Source organism: Candidatus Sphingomonas phytovorans, assembly GCA_029202385.1.
GTDB classification, from domain to species: domain Bacteria; phylum Pseudomonadota; class Alphaproteobacteria; order Sphingomonadales; family Sphingomonadaceae; genus Sphingomonas; species Sphingomonas phytovorans.
Genome location: CP119314.1, coordinates 4,763,046 through 4,783,676, shown reverse-complemented (window position 1 = coordinate 4,783,676; position 20,631 = coordinate 4,763,046). Strand labels below are relative to the sequence as shown.

Here is a 20,631-nt window from a genome sequence, read left to right as displayed (position 1 = left end):
GCGATGACCGCGCTGGATGACGTTCGTGCCCTGAACGACGCGCCGAGCCAGCGCGATCGCCAGCGCGCGGCACCGGCGCCCGCGCGGGTCGAGGTCGACGGACGCAGCCTGGCTGACCTGCTCGCCTTTGCCGGCGAATATGGTGCTCTCATCACCTTCTACGACCTCGCCAACCAGCCGCATCGCGACTGGACGGTCTTCTTCCTCAGCGATCCCGCCATCGCTCAGGCGCGCTATGCCAGCCTCGACCTCGACGAGATCCGCGCCACCTTCGACCAGATCCTGGTCGACCTGCGTGCCGCGGAGGGCGCCGAAGAGCGCCTCGATTCACTGCGCCCCGCGCTCGTCGCGATCTTGCGGCTGATCCGTATCCTCACTCGGAGCAAGGCGGATCACACCAGCCTGCAGCCGGCGCTGGCCGCGCTGGCCGGCTCGGATCGCCAGGACATCCTTGCCGCCCCGGCGCGGAGCCTCGCGACGCATCTCGGCGGCAGCGCGCCCGAAGACGCGGTGCGCCTCAATTCCGGCGGATGGTTTCCCGCTTTTCTCGATCGCCTCGATGATCTGTTCTCCGCGATCCTCACCGCGCTCGGCCAAGGTCGCGATGCCGCCCTGCACGCGATGGAGCAGTCTTTCGAGGATCCGTCGCACGCGCCACAATCCGGCCTGTACGATGCCTTTGCCAGGCTGTTCCGCCACGCGCAGAATGCGATCAACCGCTTCCCCGCGCGGCTGATCGATTTCTACCAGTCCGACATCCTGCGCCAGACCGGCCGGGCTGGCACGCCCGACACGGTGTGCCTTACCTTCACCCCCGCAAAGGGCGTGACTCATGTCGAATTGCCGCACGACACAAAATTCCTCGCCGGGACCGACGCTGACGGGGAGGACATCGCCTATGCGCTCGACGCCGCCTTCACCGTGGATCTCGCATCTGTCGCGGCGCTGCGCACGCTGACCGTCACCTCGGACATGGCCGTCGTGGGAACTTCTCGTCTTCCCGCGCAGGTGCTGACCGGCGTCGTCGCCCTGTCGGAGAAAGCGCCGGCGATCGCCAAGCCCTTTCCGCTGTTCGGCGCGACTCACGTCGGCACCTCGGGCGTCCTGACCACGACCAAGGCGACTCTCGGCTTCGCCGTCGCCAGCCCGACGCTGATGCTGGCCAGCGGAACCCGCGCGGTCACGCTCGCCCTGAAGATGGCGCCGGAGAGCCTGACGGCAGTGAACGAGATACTCAAGGGCATCGCCGCAACCACCGGCATCCTGGCGGAGGACGCCTTCATCCAGCTGATGCAGGCGGCGTTCGCCCTGCGCTATTCGACGGCGGGCGGCTGGATCGATATCGCCCGGTATCAGGTCGCCGCGCCCAGCGACGATTACCCGTTGTTTGCCCTGTCGTTCATCCTCGACACCGATGCCGATCCGCTGGTTGCGCTCTCCACCCAGCCGGCCGCGACCGACGCCCTGCCGCCCGCCACCGACAGCGCGGTCCCCGACATGGACATGCCGACCGTGGTCGCCGACCTGCTGCAGGAACCGGTAACGCTGACGGGCCCGTCGGGCGAGATCACCGTCTATCCCTATTCGCTGCTCGCGACGATGCGGCTCTCGACGCTGGCGATCGACGTCGAGGTGGTCGGCCTTACCGATCTCCAGGCGTCGACGCCGACCGGACCGATCGATACCAGCCAGCCCTTCCTCGTCTTCGGATCGCCCCCGGTCCAGGAGGCGACGCTGCAGATCGCCGCGCCGGAACTCTTCATCAAGCCGGTGGACAGTTTCGAGCTGACGATCGAATGGTTCGGCCTGCCCGTGACCAGCACCGGCTTCCGAGGCTATTACAAGGCCTATGTCATCGACGCCGATGGCAAGACGGTGCCGCCGGGAACCCAGTTCGACAATCAAAGCTTCAGGGCGAAGCTCGACGTCTTCAACCCTGGCCTTTGGCAGACGTCCGATCCGGCGCATTATCTGTTCCAGACCGGCGGACGCGTTCCGGTTCCGATCGTCGACGCCAGTATCGATCCCACCACCGAGCTGGTCGCGACGGTCGAGCCCCGCACCCCGCCACCCTATTACGATCCGACCCTGAGCACGGTCTGCCTGTGCCTCAGCCAGCCCAAGACCGCCTTTGGCGACGTACTCTACGCGCCGAATGTGATGGCGGCATCGGTGCGGTTGACCGCGGCGGCATCGGCCTGCGCGCAGCAATGCGGACAACCGGACAAGAACCATCCCATCATCTCGCATCTCGAGCCGATCATCGCGGCAAACGCCACCGCGCCTGATTCGACCCTGGAACAGTCGGTCCGGGCGGCGGTCCAGCGCGCGGTCGCCAATCTGGACGGCGCCGCGCTCGAAGCGATCGAGGACGAGATCGCGGCGAACGACGCCGATCCGGCAACCAAGGCTGACTGGCGCGCCAGCCTCTCATCGGCGCTGGGAGACGTCGACACGGCCGGTTTCCTCCGGCGGCTTCGCCGTATCTGGCAACCGACACCCGACGTCGCCAGCGTGCATGCCAGCCTCGACGCCTGGCTGGCCGGGAATGCGTCGACCATCGCCACACCGACACCGGCGCGGCTCGACAGCGCCCGCGCCTTGATCGATGCCGCATCGGGCGCGCTCGACGTGCAGGCCAGGGCAGCGGGCCGGCCGGCGGCGGTCGCCCGGCCCGTCACGGCGGCCGGCTTGCGCGACGTGCAGACCAGGCTCGCCACCACGGACAGCAGCGATTGCATCGACAAGTGCATGAAGGGCACCGACCTGCTCGGCTTTCCCAACCAGCCCTGGCTGCCGATGGCGGCGAGCATCCAGGTCACCTACACCGCAACCACGGCCATACCGGCTCCCGTCACGACCAATGGACCTGACGACGCCGCGCCGCCCGCGACGCTGTTCCACCTGCTACCCTTCGACGGCGTGGAGCCGGTGCGGTGGCAGGCAGGCGGGACAGTGCCGCTGCTCACCCCGATAGACCCCGCGGGCGCGCTGGAAATCGGCCTGTCCGACCCGGCCGAGACCTTGACCCTCTTGTTCCAGCTCGCACCGCCGGCGGGCGGCTGGCCAACCGATACGCCGCCAGTCGTCTGGGCGCAGGGTCATGGAATAGACGGTCATGGCGGCACGCGCTGGCCGCCGCTGACGCCCTTGCGGGACACCACCAACAACCTGCGCAATTCGGGCATCGTCAGCCTCGCCCTTTCCGAAGCGCATGCCGCGCAGCCCTGGTTGCGGGTGAGCGTGGCCAGCCACACGACCGCCTTTCCGAAACTCGCCGGGCTGGTGACCAATGCGGCAATGGCGACATGGGTCGGCCCGGGCGGTGGCGCACGCCTGGGCGATCCCCTGCCCGCCGGCACGATCGCGAAAACCGTCACGCCCCTGCCCGATCTCGGCTCGATCGACCAGCCGATGCCGTCGTCCGGCGGCGCGCCGGCGGAGATCGGCGCCGGCTTCGAACTCTGGCTGGCCGAACGGCTGCGCCACAAGGATCGCGGCATCCAGGGCTGGGACTATTCCCGCCTCGCGCTCGCGGCGTTTCCGTCACTGTGGCAGGTCGCGGTCGTACCGGCGAGCGACGGCGGCATCGCCCCCGTGCCGGGCAATGTCTGGGTCATTCCTGTCCCCGGGCCGCAGACGCCAGCCATTTCCGATCCGACGATCCCCGCCTGCGACGCGACCACGCTCAATGCGATCGCGACCTATCTCGGCCAACGGATCAGCCCGTTCATCCAGCTATGGGTGACCAATCCGCCCTATCTCCGGCTGCGCGTCGTCGCGGACCTGGTGTTCACCGACGACGATACGGTCGAGGCCAACAAGGAACGGCTGAATCAGGAACTGATCCAGTATCTGTCGCCCTGGCCCTCCCCCGCGCTGCCGCCCCGGCCCGACGACTATTATACGCGCAACGAAGTGGCGCATTTCGTCCGTCACCGGCCTTATGTCCGTGCCATCCGGGCGCTTGAACTGGTGCGGGAATCGCCGATAGGCCTGCTCGGCGGCTTCTATTACCTGACCTCGGCCTCCGCCCACACCATCAGGGGCAAGGCGCAGCCGAGCGTCGAGCCGGCGCTTCCACCCAAACTGGCGCTGACGTCCCGGCCCGCCATCATCTCCGGACGCACCGGATGAGCGCCGAGCCGATACCCATCGTGCTCGCCACCGATGGCGACCCCGTCGGGCTCGATTATGCCGCGCTGCTCACCCAGGGCACGGCGCTGGTCCAGCGGCTGACCGGACAGATCTGGACCAACTACAACTGGTCCGACCCGGGCGTGACGATCCTCCAGCAGCTCTGCTACGCGCTCACCGAATTGTCCTATCGTTCCGATTTCGCGGTGGCAGACCTGCTCTGCGCGCCCGAGACGGGACGGATCGCGCTTGACCGGCAGGCGCTCTATCCCGCCCGCGAGATCATGCCAGTCAATCCGGTGACGACGGACGATCTTCGCCGCCTGATCATCGATCGCGTGCCTGAAATCGGCAATGCGTGGTTCACCATGGTCCCGCCCGGGGAGACGAAAGGGGTTTCCGGACTGTATCGCATCGCGGTGCTGGTGCCGGACCTCGATCCCGGCTGCGAGGATCACGGCCCAGATCCCGACTCGGTCAGGACCGAGGTGCTCGATTGCTACACGGCCAATCGCGCCCTGTGCGAGGATGTGCAGGACGCGGTGATTCTCCGACCGCTCCGCGCCCGGGTGCGGGCCGACATCCAGCTCGACGACAATAGCGATCCCGATACCGTGCTTGCCGAGCTGCTGTTTCAGGTCGGACTGGCCCTGTCGCCCGAACCGAAGCGACAGTCGCTCGACGCGTTGCGCCTGGCCGGTCTCACCACGGCGCATATCTTCAACGGGCCGCTGATGCTGCGCGGATTCATCGACGAGGGCGAGTTGACCGCTCTGCCCTCGACGGTACCCGTCGAATATCTGCTTGAGATCATGGCTGAGGTGCGCGGCGTGCTCTCGGTCGATAGCCTGTCGGTACAGGTGGGCGAGCAGGTCTTCACCGGCAAGGACATCATCCACGTCCCGGATGGCCATATCCTCCGCCTGCAGGACGAGGCGGCCATTGCCGGCCGCGACATCCGGCTCCGGCACGGCACCAGTATCTGCCGCACCAATCCGGTCACCGTCACGCGCAAGCTCGCCCGCGCCTGGGCCGACCAGCGCCGAACCTACGACCTCGCCATCGACTATGCTCAGGACTATCCCCCGCCAACCGGCCATGGCTGGGATCTGGCGACCTATAGCTCGGTGCAGAATCAGTTCCCGGCGGTCTATGGTATCGGCGGCTACGGCCTGCCGCCGGAATCGTCGCCGCAACGTCAGGCCCAGGCCCGGCAGCTCAAGGGTTATCTGATGGTCTTCGACCAGCTGATGGCCGATTTCTTCGCCCAGCTCGCTTTCGTCCGCCACCTCTTCTCGATCACGGCAGGCGGCGGACGGACCTATGTCAGCCAGTCGCTGCGCGGCATCGTGCCGAATGTCGAACCGCTGCTCGAGCCGGGCTATGAGGTCAGTCTCCAGCGGCTGATCGCCGACGGCGACCCCGTCGTGGCACGACAGGGCTCGATCCTCGATTTCCTGCTCTCGCTCTATGCCGAGGCGATCACCCCGCCGGCGGACTCGGCGTGCGGCATCATCGAGCTTGAACCAGGTACCGCGCTGATCGAGGCGAAACGGACGCTGCTCGCCAGGATGGTGCCCGCCACCCGGGATCGCGGGCGGGGTCTCGACTATCGCGCGGGCCACGACGCAGCACAGACGACAGATCTCTTTATTCGCTGCCGGATCGATCTTGCGCTGCTCGATGCCGCCAACCGGGCCGATGGCCCGGAATTGGTGACCGATCCGGCGCAGGCCAGTTTCGGGCGCCTGCTGCCTGCCGCGTTGGGGGAGGTGGTGGCGCAGACCTTCCTGCCGGTCGAGACCGCCGATCACCCGCGCGATCCGGGCGACCATGGCGGACAGTCACCACTGGCGGGCGAAACGGTCGCCGCGGCGCTGATGCCGGCACTCGCCGACCCGACTCGCTACAGTGTCGGGGCGCTACCCGGCCGGGGACCGGTCTATCTGGTGTGCCGCGATCTGGAAGACGGATGCTGGCTACTGGGCGAGTTGCGTGACGTCGCCGAAGCGGTTGCCATGACGGCGCGCCTGGTACGCGCCGCGAGCGTCGACCTGCGGCGGTTCTACATCGTCGAATGGACGCTGCTCCGCTACGCGCAGGAATATCATCGGCACCATCATCACCATCATCATCACCACCATCACTACGGAGAAGAGGCGACGCAGGAACAGCCGCCGGACTACAGCTTTCGCATCACCGCGGTGATGCCGGTCGATGAGCCCGATGCCGACGGTGGCTGGTGCGACCAGGCCCGCGAGATCGTCCGGGACAACATGCCTGCACACATCGTCGTCCAGGATATCTTCCTCCACCATCGCCACATGCGCCATTTCCGGCGCCTTCATCACGCCTGGATCGAGGCGCTCCGCGACGGACAGTGCGAGCGTCGTGCCAAGGCAAGCTGGCATCTCGAATGCTTCCTGCAGCGCCATCTGCCGCCGGTACCCCTGCCACCTCCACCACCGGCTCCGCCGTCACCTCCTACGCCGGCACCGGTACCCACTCCTCCGCCGGAGCCAGCGCCGGTCCCGCCGCCCGCCCCTCCGCCGGAGCCAGAGCCAGAGCCAGAGCCAGAGCCTCCACCCGATCCGGCGCCAGCGCCGAATCCGCCGCTGACGCTCACCTTGCCGGGAACCGTGGAAGCGGCGCCTGCGGGGGCGACGGGATTCGACACCGACACCAAGCTGACGGCAAGCAGCGCGAGCGCCTTCGCCGCCGCCGGTTTCCGCTTCGCGATCCGCTATCTGACGCGCGACGCGCCTGAGGCCGATACCGACCTGACGCGGTCGGAAGCGCTGGACATCCTCGACGCCGGCCTGGCGCTGATGGCGGTCCAGCATGTCGCCCCGTCGGGCTGGGTACCGAGCGCAAGCCTTGGCGCTGAATATGGTGCTTATGCCGCGGCCAACGCCCGCTCAGTCGGCCTGCCGTACGGCGTCAGCGTCTGGCTCGATCTTGAGGGCGTGGCGGAGGGCACGCCGACGATCGACGTGATCGCCTATTGCAACGCCTGGTACGATCCGGTGGCGGCGGCGGGCTATGTCCCCGGGCTTTATGTCGGGGCGAACGCCGGCCTCGACGGTTTCCAGCTTTTCGCCGGCTCGCGTTTCGAACGCTATTGGCAATCGGGCAGCGACGTGCCCGAAGTGGCGATGCGCGGCTATTGCCTGGTACAGAGCATCGATGGCGCCACGATTGACGGCGTGGCCTATGACAGCGACATCGTGCAGGCGGACAAATTCAACGATCTGCCCTTCTGGCTCGCGCCGGCGATCCTCTCGGCTGAAACGCCAGCGGCACCGTCCGGCGAGGCGCCCTCGCCGCCAGCGGACGACGACCCGACCGGATGATCCAGCCCGGCGGCCCGTCCATCCGCCCTGCGCTTCCTACAGGTCGTTTCTCAACAGGCGCGCCACGCTCTTCAGCACGGTTCCCTCGGACACGCGGGTTTCTTCCTGGAGCATTTCGTCGGCCGCGAAACCAAGCTCGACCGACAGCCTCAGGCGCTGCCAGAGTTCGTCACGGTCCATGTCGGGCAGGTAGCGCGTATAGGCCTCGACCAGCTTGTCGGTGACATAGCGATGCGATTCGAGCCGGACATGGATCAGCCGCGGTGACGCATGGAGCGCGCGCAATATCCATACAGCGCCGGGCTCCGACTGCGTGACCCGCGCCGTTTCGCGAAGCAGTTCCTCGATCCCGTCGCGGAGCGCGTCGAGCCCCTGGTCGGCATGCCGGGCGATCCAGTCCTCGAGCGCGACATTCTGCCGCGCCATCAGCCGCCGGCCAAGCGCCTCCAGCACGGCATATTTGTCCTCGAAATAACGATAGAGCGCTGGCGGCGTGACACCAGCGCGGGCACAGATCATGTTGGTGGAGATGCGATCGACGCCCACCTCGGCAAGCAGGGCGCCGGCGACGTCGAGCAGCAATTCATAGGTCTGCTGCGCGCGCCCCTGCTTGGGGTGGCTGCGCCCGGGTCCTGCCGACGCGGCGGTCACTGTCTGGTCTCCTCACGATCGACGCGGTGTGCCGGCGCCGAGCAGCACCGCAACCCCTATGACGGCGCAGCCTGTACCGAACCACAGCACCGGCGTCACGTCGTTCCCGCCGACCAGCATGCTCGCAAACAGCGGGCCAAGGCTCGATCCGGTCAGTTGCGCCCCGCCGATCAGCAATGCCGTCCGCCGGCTCGGGTCGGCAGCGATCACGACGGGAATCTGAAACGGCAGGGCGAACAGCCAGAGAAAGCCGAAAACCGCCGTCGCCGCGACGAAGGCGACAGGCGACGGCGGCGCTGCCATGATCGCCAGGAGCGCCAGATTGACGAGGCCGATCAGGATGATCGTCCCACGCGCCGGCAAGCGGCCCGCGAGCAACGTCGCCGCCCCGGCGCCGAGCACCTGCATCGCCAGCGACAGCGGCGCGATCACGTGGATCAGGGCCGACGGGATACCGCGATCGAGCGCGAGCGGCTCGACATAGACCCACACCGACACGATGAAGGCGAGGTAGAGCACCACCCCCGCCAGCGCGACGATCCCCCTTGTCGGCAACGGGCCGGAAGGCTCGTCATGCGCTTCGACCGGCGCGAAATGCCGGGGGATGAACGGCACGGCGAGCAATCCGGCCAGCGTGACGATGCCAAGCCACATGAACCCCGGCCCCGCGCCGGCGTCGATGACATAGAGCCCGAACACGCTGGCCAGCCCGAACTGGGCAAGCGTCTGCATGGCAAGGTAGAAGCCCGACCATCGCTCGGGTGCGCGGGTGCGGATGATGAAGCCGATCGCGATCCAGATCAGCACCCCCTCGCCGATCCCCGCGCCGATCCGCGCCGCGAAGATCGCGCCGGTGCCGAGCATCGGCGTCAGCAGGTCGAAGCCGCCGGTCGCAACCAGCGCGATCACGGCGATCGGGCGCAGGCGCGTTATCGGCAGAGCGAAGCCAGCCCCGCCCGCGGCGATTCCCATCGCCAGCAGCTCCACCGTCGCCAGCATGCCGAGCGCGTTGGACGTCAGCCGCCCTTCAAGCGCCAGCGCGCCAAGCAGTTGCGGCTGGAGACCCGGTATGAGCACGCCGATCACGCCGACGATCAGGATCGCAGCGACGTGATCGGCCCGGAAGGTCACCGGGCGCGGCCTCGGGCGCTGACCGGCCACATCGCGACAAGCGTGTCGCCCTTCACGACATGGTAGAAATCATAGAGGTTCACTGTCGGGTCGCAATGCGGGACCGTCAGGCTGACCGGATCGCCCGGCCCGAGGCGCAGGCCGATATCCGGCGCGATCAGGGCAGCGTGTTCGTCGCCCATGAACATGAACATCGTGTCGGGCGCCGCGCCGCGCTGAACCTGCGCCACGCCACCATCGGTGGACAGCGACTTGAACCCGGCGTCGATCGTGACCAGCGCCGAATGGTTGGCGCTCGCCACCCGTGCATCGACCGCGAGAGACGTCTCGAACGGCGATGCCGGCCCGTCGGCCAGGTCGCAATCGAGATACTGCTTGTCCATGAACACATAGGAACCGGCCTGCAACTCGGTGAAGACCCCAAGATCGAGATCGATATGATGCGTTCCAGTGCCCGAGCCGGTGACGATCTCCGGCTGGTATCCCTTGTCGGTCAGCGCGGCGATGACCGAGCGCAGATAGTCGGTGCGCTCGATAATGGCGGCGCGGCGGGCGGCGTAATTCTCGATATGCTGCTGCAGCCCGCAATAATATTGGACGCCCCGGAGGGTGATGCTGGCCACACCCGCGATCGCCTCCGCCAGCGCCACCGCATCTTCCGGCGAGGCGACGCCGGTACGACGGATGCCGGGATCGATGTCGATCACGACATCGAGCATCGCGCCCTCTGCCGCGAGCGCCGCCTGGAGCCGTGCAACCATCCGTGGGTTATCGATCGCGGCGATCAGGCCGGGGGACCGCTTCGCCAGCGTGGCCAGCCGCGCGACCGCCGCCGGCGCGGTGACCGGCGAGGTGATCAGCAGGCCGACGATGCCGCCGTCGGCCAGCACCTCGGCCTCGCCGATCTTCGCGCAGCACAGGCCGACCGCGCCCGCCTCGATCTGGCGCCTGGCGATATCGACGCTCTTGTGAGTCTTGGCATGGGGCCGGAGCGCCACGCCGCGCTCCGCGGCGCGCGCGGCCATATAGGCGATATTGCGGTCGAGCGCCTCGATATCGAGCACCAGCACCGGCGTATTGAGCGCTGCGCGGGAGCCCTGCTGCCCGATCAGATGTTCGTGAAGCGTTCGATCGTCCATCAGGAAAACAGCGCCTCCAAATGCGCGTTGAGGAACTTGCCCTGCGGGTCGGCAGCACGGCGCACCGTGCGATACCGTTCCGCCAGCGGGTAAAGGCTGTCGACATCGTCCCGCGAAAGCGTGTGCCGCTTGGCCCAGTGCGGCCTGCCGCCATGCGCGCGGAAAACCTCCTCCGCCTCGGCGAAGAGGTCGCGCCACGGCATCGCCGCATATTGATGCATCGAAATCGCCGCGACGGGGCCCCGGTTCATCGGGCTCATCCAGATATCGTCCCCGGCGACCACGCGATATTCGAACGGAAAGGACACCGGCAGCCGTCGCCGGCGGATCCAGGCGACCACTTCGTCGAGCGCCTCCATCCCCGTCGCGCGTGGCATCTCATATTCCATTTCCTCGAACCGGATCGTCCGGTCCGACGGGAAGATGGTGTGGGCGGGTCCACGGCGACGGCCGTCAAAACCGGTCTTCATCATCAGCCGCTGGAGGAGCGGCACCAGCGGCGGCGCGAACGCACCGATCTTGAGCAGCCGTCGAAACGCGGTTTCCTCCATGTCGGTGGTGGAGGGCGGTGGATCGCACGGATCGGTCATCTCGAGCGTCTTGAGGATCACGTCGTCGGCATGGGGGAAGAACCAGAATTCGACGTGGCGATGCCGTTCGACAAGCGAGTCATAGCTTTCGCGCACCTCAGCCCAGCTTTTCTTCTCGATCCTCTCGGTCAGATGAAAGGCCGAAATCACCTCGACCTCGATCTCGGTGGCAATCCCGAACAGGCCGAGCGATAGCCGCTGTGCCTGGAACAGATCGGGATTGGTGGTGGCGTCGCACCATGTCGCCGCGCCGTCGGGCCCGATCAGCCGGAAACCACGCGCAAAGGTGGCGAGATTACCGAGATCGCGACCGGTGCCATGAGTGCCCGTCGCCATCGCCCCGGCAAGCGACTGCGGGTTGACGTCACCCTGGTTGGCCAGCGCAAGGCCCTCCTCCCACAAGGCAGCCGTCAGCCGTTTCAGGCTCCAGCCGGCCGGCGCCCGCGCCGTCCTCCGGTCGGGCGCGACGGTGAGGGTCGCGGCCATGTCCTCCAGGCAGACGATCAGTTCGTCCGACTGGCAGAGCGGCATGAAGGAATGGCCGGCCCCGGTCGCGCGTACCTTCGCCGCCGCCCGTACCGCCGCCGCCAGTTCGTCCTCTGCCTTCGGGCGCAGCACCGGCACCGATGCCGACACGCTGCCCGACCAGTTGGTCCAGCTCATCGCGCCACCGCTTCGGCCGGCCCGTCATCCTCGGTGCAGGCGCCTTTCAGCCCGGTGATATAGCGAACGATCAGGTCCACGCCCTCCTTGTGCTCCAGGTCGCGGCCCAGCTCAGGCATCATCACGCCGGGATCGATGCTGGCGAGGCGATAGGGCAGGATCGAGGTCTCGGGATGGCCGGGCACGACGTCGAACGGCCGGTCGCCCGTCCCGCGACCGGCAGCGACCGGCGGCTTGCACATGCCGAGCAGGCGCGGGTCCTGCGTCTTCGCGTCGAGCCACAGGCCGGAGGTGCGCGCCGCGCCGACCGCATTATGGCAATGGCTGCAATTGATATCGAGATAGGCCCGCGCCTGCGCCACCGGGCCCGCGCCCTTGTCCTGCCAGTCGGCGTTGCGCGGCACGTCCTTGTCAGGAACACCCGTCAGATATCCCATCGCCACCAGCCGCCGAAGCTGGTTGATCTCGCCACCTTCGCCCGGGAATGCGCGATTAAGGTGACGCGCCTTCAGTCCGATCGGCTCGATCGCACGAGTGCGATAGTCCTGGGCGTGGCAGCCGGCGCACTGGTTCTGGTTGGGCACGCTATAGTCGAACCGGGTCCGGCTCGCGCCGTCGACAAAGGTCAGCGGAACATCGGCACCGGTCCGTTCAAGCGTCGCATCGGTGCCGTCCGCATTCCATACATAGGGCAATGCCACCCAGCCGCCAGCGCGCCGCACCAGCAGGCGAGTCTCGATCAGGCGCACATGAGCGAGGTCCAGGCCGTCGACACCCGACTGGTAGCTGGCCGGCGTCATCTTCAGCACCTCGCCGCTGGTCTGCGGCTTCCCGGCACCGGCCGGCGTCGTGTAGTAGAAGGTCTTGGTGACGATCGTACCGACCGGAAAGTCGAACGCCCCGTCAGCGCGATAGGTCGCATGCACGCCCTTCGGCATCCACACCGTTCGCCATTTCTGGGCATAGTCGCTGAACAGCGGCGTCTGGAGTTCATAGGTCATCATGCCGGGGTGCGGCGTGATCCGTCCCCCGGACATAGTGAACAGCCCCCAGCCCGACAGCGTCGCCGGATTGTCCTCTGCGTGGAAGGTGACGGTCGCCGGCGCGCGGGCGCACGACGCCGTCAGCAAGGCCGCGGCCAGCGCGACCGCGAGATGCCACCTCATGACTTTATGCTCATGACGCCTTGCCGCTGTCCTTCGTCATCTTCTCCGGCAGCACGATCTCCGGCAGGCGCGTGGCGGGCGCGCAGTCGACGCTCGCATCGATCCTGGCCCTGGTGAACTTGCCGGGCCCGTCGACGTTCAGCAGCTTCGCCGAGCCGTTCTGAACGCAGATGCCCGGAGTCTTCAGCTTGGGATTGACGAACCCGTCCCACAGCACGTCGGGCAGCCGCCCGCCGGCCAGCGCCTTCATCGGGGCGAAGCGGCCGCCTGGGTCGTCACCGCCACCGGAGAAGCGGTTCCCGGTGACATAGATATTCTCGGGATAGGGATCATAGGCGGCGGCGATCCCCTTCTTGGTGTCGAAGCCGGTCGAATAATAGCTGGAGATGATGACGTTGGCGGTCTTGTTGTCCTTCACGTCATTGTCGAAGATCTCGACCTCGTCGTTCGAATTGACGATCACGCCCGATCCCGCCGGCACCGAACTGACCGCGCTGCCCTTCGCCCCGAAATTGGCATGGTTGTTGGCGGCCACCTGGTTCTTGTACACGCGCGTCTTGCTGCCCGGCACCGGCAGGTTGGGCATGTTGAACACCAGGATGCCGCCCGTATTGCCCGTCGCGGTGTTGCCATAGACATCGGCGTGGCTCGAATTCTCGATCTCGATGCCGGCGACATTGTCCTCCGCATGGTTGTTGCGCACGATGATGTTGCTCGACTGGCCGACATAGATGCCGGCATCGGACGCGCCCTTCACCACCGATCCCTCGATCAGCACGTTGGTCACCTGCACGGGATACAGGCCATAGGCCCCGTTCGAGGTCTTGCCCCCGCCGGTCCATTCGGCACGGACCCGGCGGATCACGGTGTTCTTCACCCCGTTCACCTTCAGCGCGTCGCCCTTCGTATCCTCGAACGCCAGATCCCGGATGGTGAAATCGTCGCCGGTCACCAGCATGCCCTCGGCGCCGGACGTCTGCTTCGCGAAGGACAGGATCGTCTTGTCCATGCCGGCGCCCTTCACCGTCACGCCGTTGGCGGTCAGGCTCAGGCTGCGGCTCAGCGCATATTTGCCCGCCGGGATGTCGACCACGTCGCCCGGCTTCGCATCGAGCAGCTTCTGCTGCAGGTTCTTCTCGAAATCGGGGTCGATGACGAAACCCTGCGCATCGGTCTTCGGGCCACCGCTGCAACCGCCGGCGAGCGCCAGCACGGCGACACAGCCCAGAAGCGCTATCCTGTTCCTCATGCCACTCTCTCCTTGATTATGCCCTAGAAACGGAAGCCGATTTCGGCCCCGTAGAAACCGGGCCGTTCGGCACGGACATAGGGGGTGTTGAAGATGTCGTTCGTGATCGTGTTCAACGTCTGGTAGTAGCGTTTGTTGAGCAGGTTCTCGGCATAGAGCGCAACCGTCAGATGGTTGTCCGGCGAGCGCCAGCCGATCCTGGCATTGATGATGTTGCGGGGCGAGCGAAGCGCACCGAGCTTCGACCAGTCGACAAAGGGCGCGATCGATGCGTCGATCGCGCGCTGCGCGTCGTTCAGCCGCTGGCGCGAGGTGTAGCTGTAGCTGCCATCGGCGAAGATCGATCCGTACCCGATATCATGATCGTAGTGACCGCTCAGCACCCCACGGAAGGTCGGCTCACCGGTCGGCTGGCCGGATATGTCTACGCCCTGTTCGATCCGCTTGACCCATGTCGAGTTGATCGCACCGGCGGTGACGCCGATCGTGAAATCGCGCGAGATGACGAATTTCGTCTCGAGATCGACGCCATAAGCTTGGGAATCGCCCGATCGGGTCTGGTATTGCGGCAGGCAGACAGTGCCCGCGGGCGGCGGCGTCATCGCGCAATCCGGATTGGTGCTTGGCTCCAGGCTGATCGACTGGCGGTTCTTGTACTTGAAATAATAGCCAGAAAGGTTGAATCGCACCCGACGGTCGAACAGTTCCGTCTTGAAGCCGCCCTCGAAATTCCACACCTTTTCGGGCGCGAAGAACGAGTTGATTTCGGTCGAATTGAACCCGCCCGCCTTGTAGCCACGTGATGCCGAGGCATAGAGATGCTGGTCGTCGTTCAGGTCGTACTGGATCACGAAGCGCGGGCTGACATCGCTGAAGGTCGCCCGGCGGGTGAAGGGAATTCCCTCCAGCGGCCCCTCGTCGAACACCAGGCCATTGGGGCCGATGACGGTGCGATAGAAATCGGCGACGCTGATCGGCACGTCTGGAAAGGCAGGAGCACCGATGATCGCGTTGTAGAGCGACCCAGGCGCCATGATCGTCTCGAGCCCGGGGGCCGTGAATCCGCCATTGCTCCAGGTGAATTTCTTCAGGTCGTGGGTATAGCGGATGCCGGCGGTCAGGCTCAGCCGCTCGGTCACCTTGTAGGTCGCGTCGCCGAACGCCGCGTAGGAATCGTTCGCCGCCCGGTTGTTCATGTCCTCGTGATATTGCTGGCCGAATACCGGCAAGCCGGCGGCGTCGAGCGCACTGAAGATCGGAAAGCCGACCGCCGCGCCCAGAATGCGATCCACCGAATCCGTCAGCAACGTCACCGCGCTGGTCTGGCGCCCGCGTTCGTGGAAATAGCTGACCCCGGCGATCGCGCTCAGCCGGTCATTGTCGAAGCCGACGCGGAATTCCTGGTAGAGACTGCTGTTCTTCTCGATATTCTCGGTATCGAAATAGCGCGTCGGGTCGGCGGTGCCGTCCTCGTCCTCGCGATTGTGCGTTTCGAAATGCTTGAACGAGCTGATGCTGGTGAAGGTCAGCGGGCCGGTGTGATGCGTGGCGGTGAACGACACGGCATGCAGGATGCGCGTCTCCTTGTCGCCGATCACGTCGTTCGCATGAGGGCCGGCGGGATCGGTGCTCAGCGCATATTTGCTGATCCCGATCGCGAACGGCCCGTCCTTGTTCGTATCGTCATGGTCATAGGCAAGCACGAAATCGGTGTCGCTGGTCGGTGCCCAGCGCAGCGCGGCCCGACCCGACTTGTTGTTCTCGCCTTCGCGCTTTTCCCCGGTGATCGCGTCGGTCAGATAGCCCTGGCGATAGTTGGAGACGCCGTTCAGGCGCAGATAGAGCGTGTCGGTCAGCGGGATGTTCACTGTCACGTCGGCGCGGACCTTGCGGTAGTTGCCGACCTGGATCGTGCCGATGAGCTCCCGCTTGTCGCTTGGCTTGTTGCTGATGATCGAAATCGCGCCGGCCGAGGTGTTGCGGCCGAACAAGGTGCCCTGCGGCCCCTTCAGCACCTCGACCCGCTGGATGTCGTTGAAGAAGATCAGCGACGATCCCGACCGCCCGGAATAGATGCCGTCGACGAAGATGCCGACCGATGGCTCGGTCCCGATCCCGAAATCGTCGGTCTGCACGCCGCGAATGGTGAAGGACGGCTGCGTGACCGACGTGTCGTTGATCGTCAGGCCCGGCACGAACTTGTCGAGATCACCGATCGTCTCAGCGCTCAGCGAGGAGATCGCGTCGGCATTGAAGGCGCTCACGCTGATCGGCACCGACTGGAGCGACTGTTCGCGGCGTTGCGCGGTGACGACGATGTCCTGCAACCTGCCCGTATCGCCTTCGGCGTCCGCCTGGGCCGTGGCGGTCGCTGTCTTCGGGCCGTTCGCCACCTGCGCACCGGCCGGATTCGCCCATATCGCGGCCACGCCGGCCAGCAAGATTGTTCTGCACCCTCTCGTCATCACTCAACTCCCCAGCTGCGATAACGACTCGAGGCTATCGCGATTGGGTAGTGAAAGCTATCGAAATTGTTGCGCAGCAATTTGGGCCGTCGAACGGTCCAGTTGCTTCGCCGCAAAATGAGAACGAAGCCCGAAAACTGTCGAAGCTGACCGGGGGGCTGAGAGTCCGTTTGAAAATGCGCGAAGAGCGCATTTTGAGTGCGGTGCGCCCCATGGGCGCATTCTCAAACAGACACTGAGGTGACCCTGAACCCTCATCCAGCGAAGGTTAGAGTCCGCTCGGGCCTCCTCGCCCTAAGCGCGACTGGGGGGAAGATGAGATAGCACCGCGCTGCCATCCGACCGGCGCGGCGCCACCCGCCCGATCAGAGCTTCGCCCCGCCCATCTTCCACGTCATCTGCACATAATAGCTGCGCCCGACCCCGTCGAACCACGAGACGTCGTAATAGGGATAGGACGAATAGGTCCGGTCCTTGATCGGGTTCTGGTCGAACAGATTGTTGACCGTGCCGGAAACGCGCAGGTGATCGTTGATGTTGTACTGCGCCGACAGGTTGAACAAGTAGCTCGGCTTGATATAGCCGTCCTGGTCATAATTGGGCAGCTTGCCGAGCCGCTGACCGGTCACCGTCGCGGTGAAGCCGTCGAGAGTCCAGCTGATGCTTGCCGTGCCCTTGTCGCGCGGAATGTCGTACCCGCTGTCGAACGCCAGCTTGTCGATCGTCGGATCGCCCGGATACTGCTTGACCGTGTGGCTGAACACATAGGTATAGCCAACCGACACCGAGACCGTGCCCAGCTTCTGGTCCTGGAGCGGCACCCGGAGATGCGCGGCGATATCGATACCGTCCGTCGTTTCCTCGGCGACGTTGATCGGGTTGATCAGGACGCTCTGGATCTGTCCGTCCAGGGCGCCACCGACATAGCGCTGAACGCGCGACAGCGCATCGACGCAGGTCGGCGAGCCGCCATTGACCGGGGAGCCCGAATTCGTCTTGCCCAGGCGGCAATCGGCTTCGTCGCGCAACAGGCTGTCGATGTTCATGTCGAGCACCTGGTTCTTCATCTTCACCCGGAAATAATCGGCCGAGATGTCGAAGCCACGCCAGGGCTGAAACACCGCGCCGGCGTTGATCGAGGTCGAGGTCTCGGGCTGAAGCCGGCGATTGCCGTTCTTGCGCGTGATGAAGCTCGAATCGACATAATCGCAATCGCCGATATCCTCCGGCGCACCGGGCTGTCGGCAGAGATAATAGTCGGTACCGCTCGAGTGCACGTTGCCGGGGCCGCGGAACACATAATGCAGGTCGGGCGCGCGGAAGCCGGTGCCATAGGCGCCGCGCAGCAACAGGCTCTTCATCGGGCGCAACTCGGCGCCGAGATTATAGGTGAACTTGCCGATGCTACCGCCGCCGAAACCATAATGGTCATAGCGTGCCGCTCCGTCGATCTCGAGGATCGACAAGACCGGCACGCGAAGTTCGCCGCCCAGGCCCCAATGCCGGCGCGTGCCCTTGCCGTCGGAATCGATCAGGCCGACATAATATTGTGAAAGAGCGCGCGGATCAGGCCGGAGATTATAGCCCTGGTTGCCGATCTCCGCGACCGCGGCAAAACCGACCGGGCCGGCCGGCAGGCGGAACAGCTCGGTCGTGTTGATCGTCGCCGAGACATTGTTGACCCAGGATTTGGGCCGGTAGATCGAATCCGCCGTGATCGAGCGATATTCGGCCGGAGTCAGCGGCGTGTAGAGCCGCGTCGGATTGGCGTCGAACCGCGCATAGCCCGTGTCGGGATCGGTGCCGAGCTGAGGACCGAGAAAGAAGGCGTTGGCCTTGTCGATGACGACCTGCGGAAAGGCGATCGTCGAACGGTATTCGGCGTGGTTCAGGGTGAATTCGTAGGACCATTTGTCATCGGCGCCGAACTTTCCCTTGATACCCGGCGTGATGTTGAAGGTGGTCGAGTTGTTGCGCGTCATGCCCGCTTCGAACCCGCCCATCTCCTCGGGCGTGAACTGGCGTGTCCAGTTATCGAGTTGCGCCCCGCTGTCGGTCTGGTTCGGGGTAAGATAACGGGGATTGAAGAAGGTCCCCTCCTCATTGCCGTCCGGGGCGACATAGAACCAGTCGAGCACGTCACGGAACAATTTGAGCTTCGAATAGCTTGCCTGAAAATCGACGAACAGTTCGGCACGATCGCTGATGTCATAGCCTATAGAACCGAAGCCGCTGACCGACTTGCGTTCCGAGATCATCGTCCCATAGGCGACCGATGCGTTGCTGCCGCAGAAATGGCCAGGGCCGCTGATCGTGTCGTAGCGTGGCCGCGCGGCATAATAGGTCGTGCCGCGATTCAGGCCCGACAGTGCGTCGCAGGTCGCCTTGCCCGGATCGATATATCCGGAATATTCGTCGGTCCGCAGGAAGGTACGTCGAGCGAGCGGGACAGCGGTCGCGGGGTTGTCAGCGGTCGAATCCTGCAGCTTGCGCTGATATTGCCAGAGCGGACGCTGGACGAGCCCCTCGATGCCAACCACGCCGTGGAACGCGCCGGTGTCCCACCCGGTCGTGCCGGTGAGCCGGAACGAGGATCCGCCGCCCTGCTCGGTCCCGCCATAGCGGAAATCGAACCGGGTACCGTCGGGCTTCGACTTGAGCTGGAAATTGACCACGCCCGAAATCGCATCCGAGCCGTAGATGGCCGAGGCGCTGCCGCTCAGCACTTCGATCCGGTCGATCAGGCCGACCGGAATGTTGGAGATGTCGGTGAAGTTGCTGTTGCCACCGAGGGGCAGCGGGAAATCGGCGATGCGCCGCCCGTTGACCAGCACCAGCGTATGGTTGGGGCCAAGCCCGCGCAGATCCACCTGCTGCGCCCCGGGGGTGAAGTCTGCGCCGGAAAAGCTCTGCTGGCTCTGAGTCTCGCCGCCATTCTGGGTGATGGCGCGAAGTACGTCCGGCACGCTCTGATAGCCGTTGCGCAGGATGTCGTCGGCGGTGATCGTCGTCACCGGGGCCGGTCCCTCGCCCTGGATTCGCGGGATGCGCGAGCCGAGCACGATGATATCGCCCGACTCGGTTTTCGCCTCGTCCTGCGGCAGTTGCGGATCGGCGACCTGCGCCTGCGCCGCGCTCGCCAGCGCGCCGAAGCTGCTGCCCGCAAGCGCGAGCGCGATGATCCCGGTGATGCGCATCATTTTCCCCCTGATTGCTGCCCCGCGACATATTGACACTGCGTGGCAACAAAATGGAATATGAAAAATGCGGATAGACGGCATTCGTCGCGCATTTTGTTAGGCGATCCGGTTGGATTCGCCCTTGAGGAGGGACAATGCACACTCTGCGCTGCTCGATTGCCGCACTGCTGCTCGCGCTGATGGCGCCCGCGGCGCAGGCTGGGACACCCGCCGGCTACACCTATTACAGCATCGGCGACGTCGCGGCGAAGACCCCGGGCCGGACAGCCACCGGCCTCATGCTGATGGGCGGTGGCGGCTGGCCGCATGATGCATGGCGCTGGTTCCTTGCCAGGGCCGGGAACGGCCATATCGTCGTGCTGCGCGCCTCCGGCGGTGCCGAGGCGGGCGAGGAAATCTACAAGGATATCGGCGGCGCTGCCTCGGTCGAGACCCTGGTGTTCGACGATCGCAAGGCATCGACCGATCCGAAGGTGCTGGCGATCCTTGCTCATGCGGACGGCATCTTCATCGCCGGCGGCGACCAGGCCAATTATGTGCGCTACTGGAAGGACAGCCCGGTCGCGAAGGCGATTGACGCGCATGTCGCGCGGGGACGACCGATCGGGGGCACCAGCGCCGGCCTAGCGATCCTGGGCGGCACTGCCTATGGCGCGATGGACGGCGGCAGCGTCGATTCGATCACCGCGCTCGCCGACCCGATGGGGCCGGCGGTGACGATGGTCCACGGCTTCCTTCATATGCCGTTCCTCGCCCACATCGTGACCGACACGCATTTCAACGCACGCGACCGGCTCGGCCGGCTGATCGCGTTCGTGGCGCAGACTCGCGCGAGCGGCGATGCGAAAGCGATCGGGATCGGCGTCGACGAGAAGGCTGCCCTGTGC

Annotated in this window: 11 protein-coding genes and 1 pseudogene; 4 read left to right on the top strand and 8 right to left on the bottom strand. The window is 65.7% G+C overall.

Features of this window, described 5'->3' with window-relative positions; genetic code table 11:
- Window positions 1-3: 3 nt before the first annotated feature.
- Both P0Y59_21985 and P0Y59_21980 read left to right on the top strand, forming a co-directional pair.
- Window positions 4-4,137, top strand: coding sequence for a hypothetical protein (locus tag P0Y59_21985; protein ID WEJ99545.1), 4,134 nt, complete (start codon window positions 4-6; stop codon window positions 4,135-4,137).
- Complete coding sequence (locus P0Y59_21980; GenBank protein ID WEJ99544.1) at window positions 4,134-7,490, top strand: DUF1906 domain-containing protein; 3,357 nt, start codon at window positions 4,134-4,136, stop codon at window positions 7,488-7,490. The genes P0Y59_21985 and P0Y59_21980 overlap by 4 nt, the downstream gene beginning before the upstream one ends.
- Before the next feature lie 36 nt (window positions 7,491-7,526).
- Here the strand turns inward: P0Y59_21980 and P0Y59_21975 are convergent, their stop codons facing one another.
- Genes P0Y59_21975 through P0Y59_21945 form a run of 7 tightly spaced genes read right to left on the bottom strand, consistent with a single transcriptional unit; the run spans window position 7,527 to window position 16,508 of the window.
- Entirely contained in the window at window positions 7,527-8,141 is a 615-nt protein-coding gene (locus P0Y59_21975) for a TetR/AcrR family transcriptional regulator (protein ID WEJ99543.1), read from the bottom strand.
- A gap of 12 nt (window positions 8,142-8,153) precedes the next feature.
- Window positions 8,154-9,272, bottom strand: coding sequence for a hypothetical protein (locus tag P0Y59_21970; GenBank protein ID WEJ99542.1), 1,119 nt, complete (start codon window positions 9,270-9,272; stop codon window positions 8,154-8,156).
- On the bottom strand, window positions 9,269-10,411 hold the full coding sequence (locus P0Y59_21965; GenBank protein ID WEJ99541.1) for a DSD1 family PLP-dependent enzyme: 1,143 nt from the start codon (window positions 10,409-10,411) through the stop codon (window positions 9,269-9,271). Before P0Y59_21965 ends, P0Y59_21970 begins: the two co-directional genes overlap by 4 nt.
- The gene (locus P0Y59_21960) at window positions 10,411-11,664 is read right to left on the bottom strand and encodes a D-arabinono-1,4-lactone oxidase (GenBank protein WEJ99540.1); all 1,254 of its coding nucleotides are present in this window, start codon (window positions 11,662-11,664) and stop codon (window positions 10,411-10,413) included. Before P0Y59_21960 ends, P0Y59_21965 begins: the two co-directional genes overlap by 1 nt.
- Window positions 11,661-12,830, bottom strand: a complete 1,170-nt coding sequence (locus tag P0Y59_21955; protein WEJ99539.1) for a hypothetical protein — start codon at window positions 12,828-12,830, stop codon at window positions 11,661-11,663. Before P0Y59_21955 ends, P0Y59_21960 begins: the two co-directional genes overlap by 4 nt.
- Before the next feature lie 10 nt (window positions 12,831-12,840).
- Window positions 12,841-14,079, bottom strand: a complete 1,239-nt coding sequence (locus P0Y59_21950) for a right-handed parallel beta-helix repeat-containing protein (protein WEJ99538.1) — start codon at window positions 14,077-14,079, stop codon at window positions 12,841-12,843.
- A 23-nt stretch (window positions 14,080-14,102) separates the two neighbouring features.
- A complete protein-coding gene (locus P0Y59_21945; protein ID WEJ99537.1) occupies window positions 14,103-16,508 on the bottom strand; it encodes a TonB-dependent receptor in 2,406 nt (801 codons plus the stop codon).
- Window positions 16,509-16,594: 86 nt separating this feature from the next.
- Between P0Y59_21945 and P0Y59_21940 the strand changes: the two genes are divergently transcribed.
- Window positions 16,595-16,783, top strand: coding sequence for a hypothetical protein (locus P0Y59_21940; protein ID WEJ99536.1), 189 nt, complete (start codon window positions 16,595-16,597; stop codon window positions 16,781-16,783).
- A 126-nt stretch (window positions 16,784-16,909) separates the two neighbouring features.
- Here P0Y59_21940 and P0Y59_21935 read toward each other — a convergent pair whose 3' ends face one another.
- On the bottom strand, window positions 16,910-19,744 hold the full coding sequence (locus tag P0Y59_21935; GenBank protein WEJ99535.1) for a TonB-dependent receptor: 2,835 nt from the start codon (window positions 19,742-19,744) through the stop codon (window positions 16,910-16,912).
- Between the two features lie 284 nt (window positions 19,745-20,028).
- Between P0Y59_21935 and P0Y59_21930 the strand changes: the two are divergent.
- A pseudogene (locus P0Y59_21930) lies at window positions 20,029-20,631 on the top strand (cyanophycinase).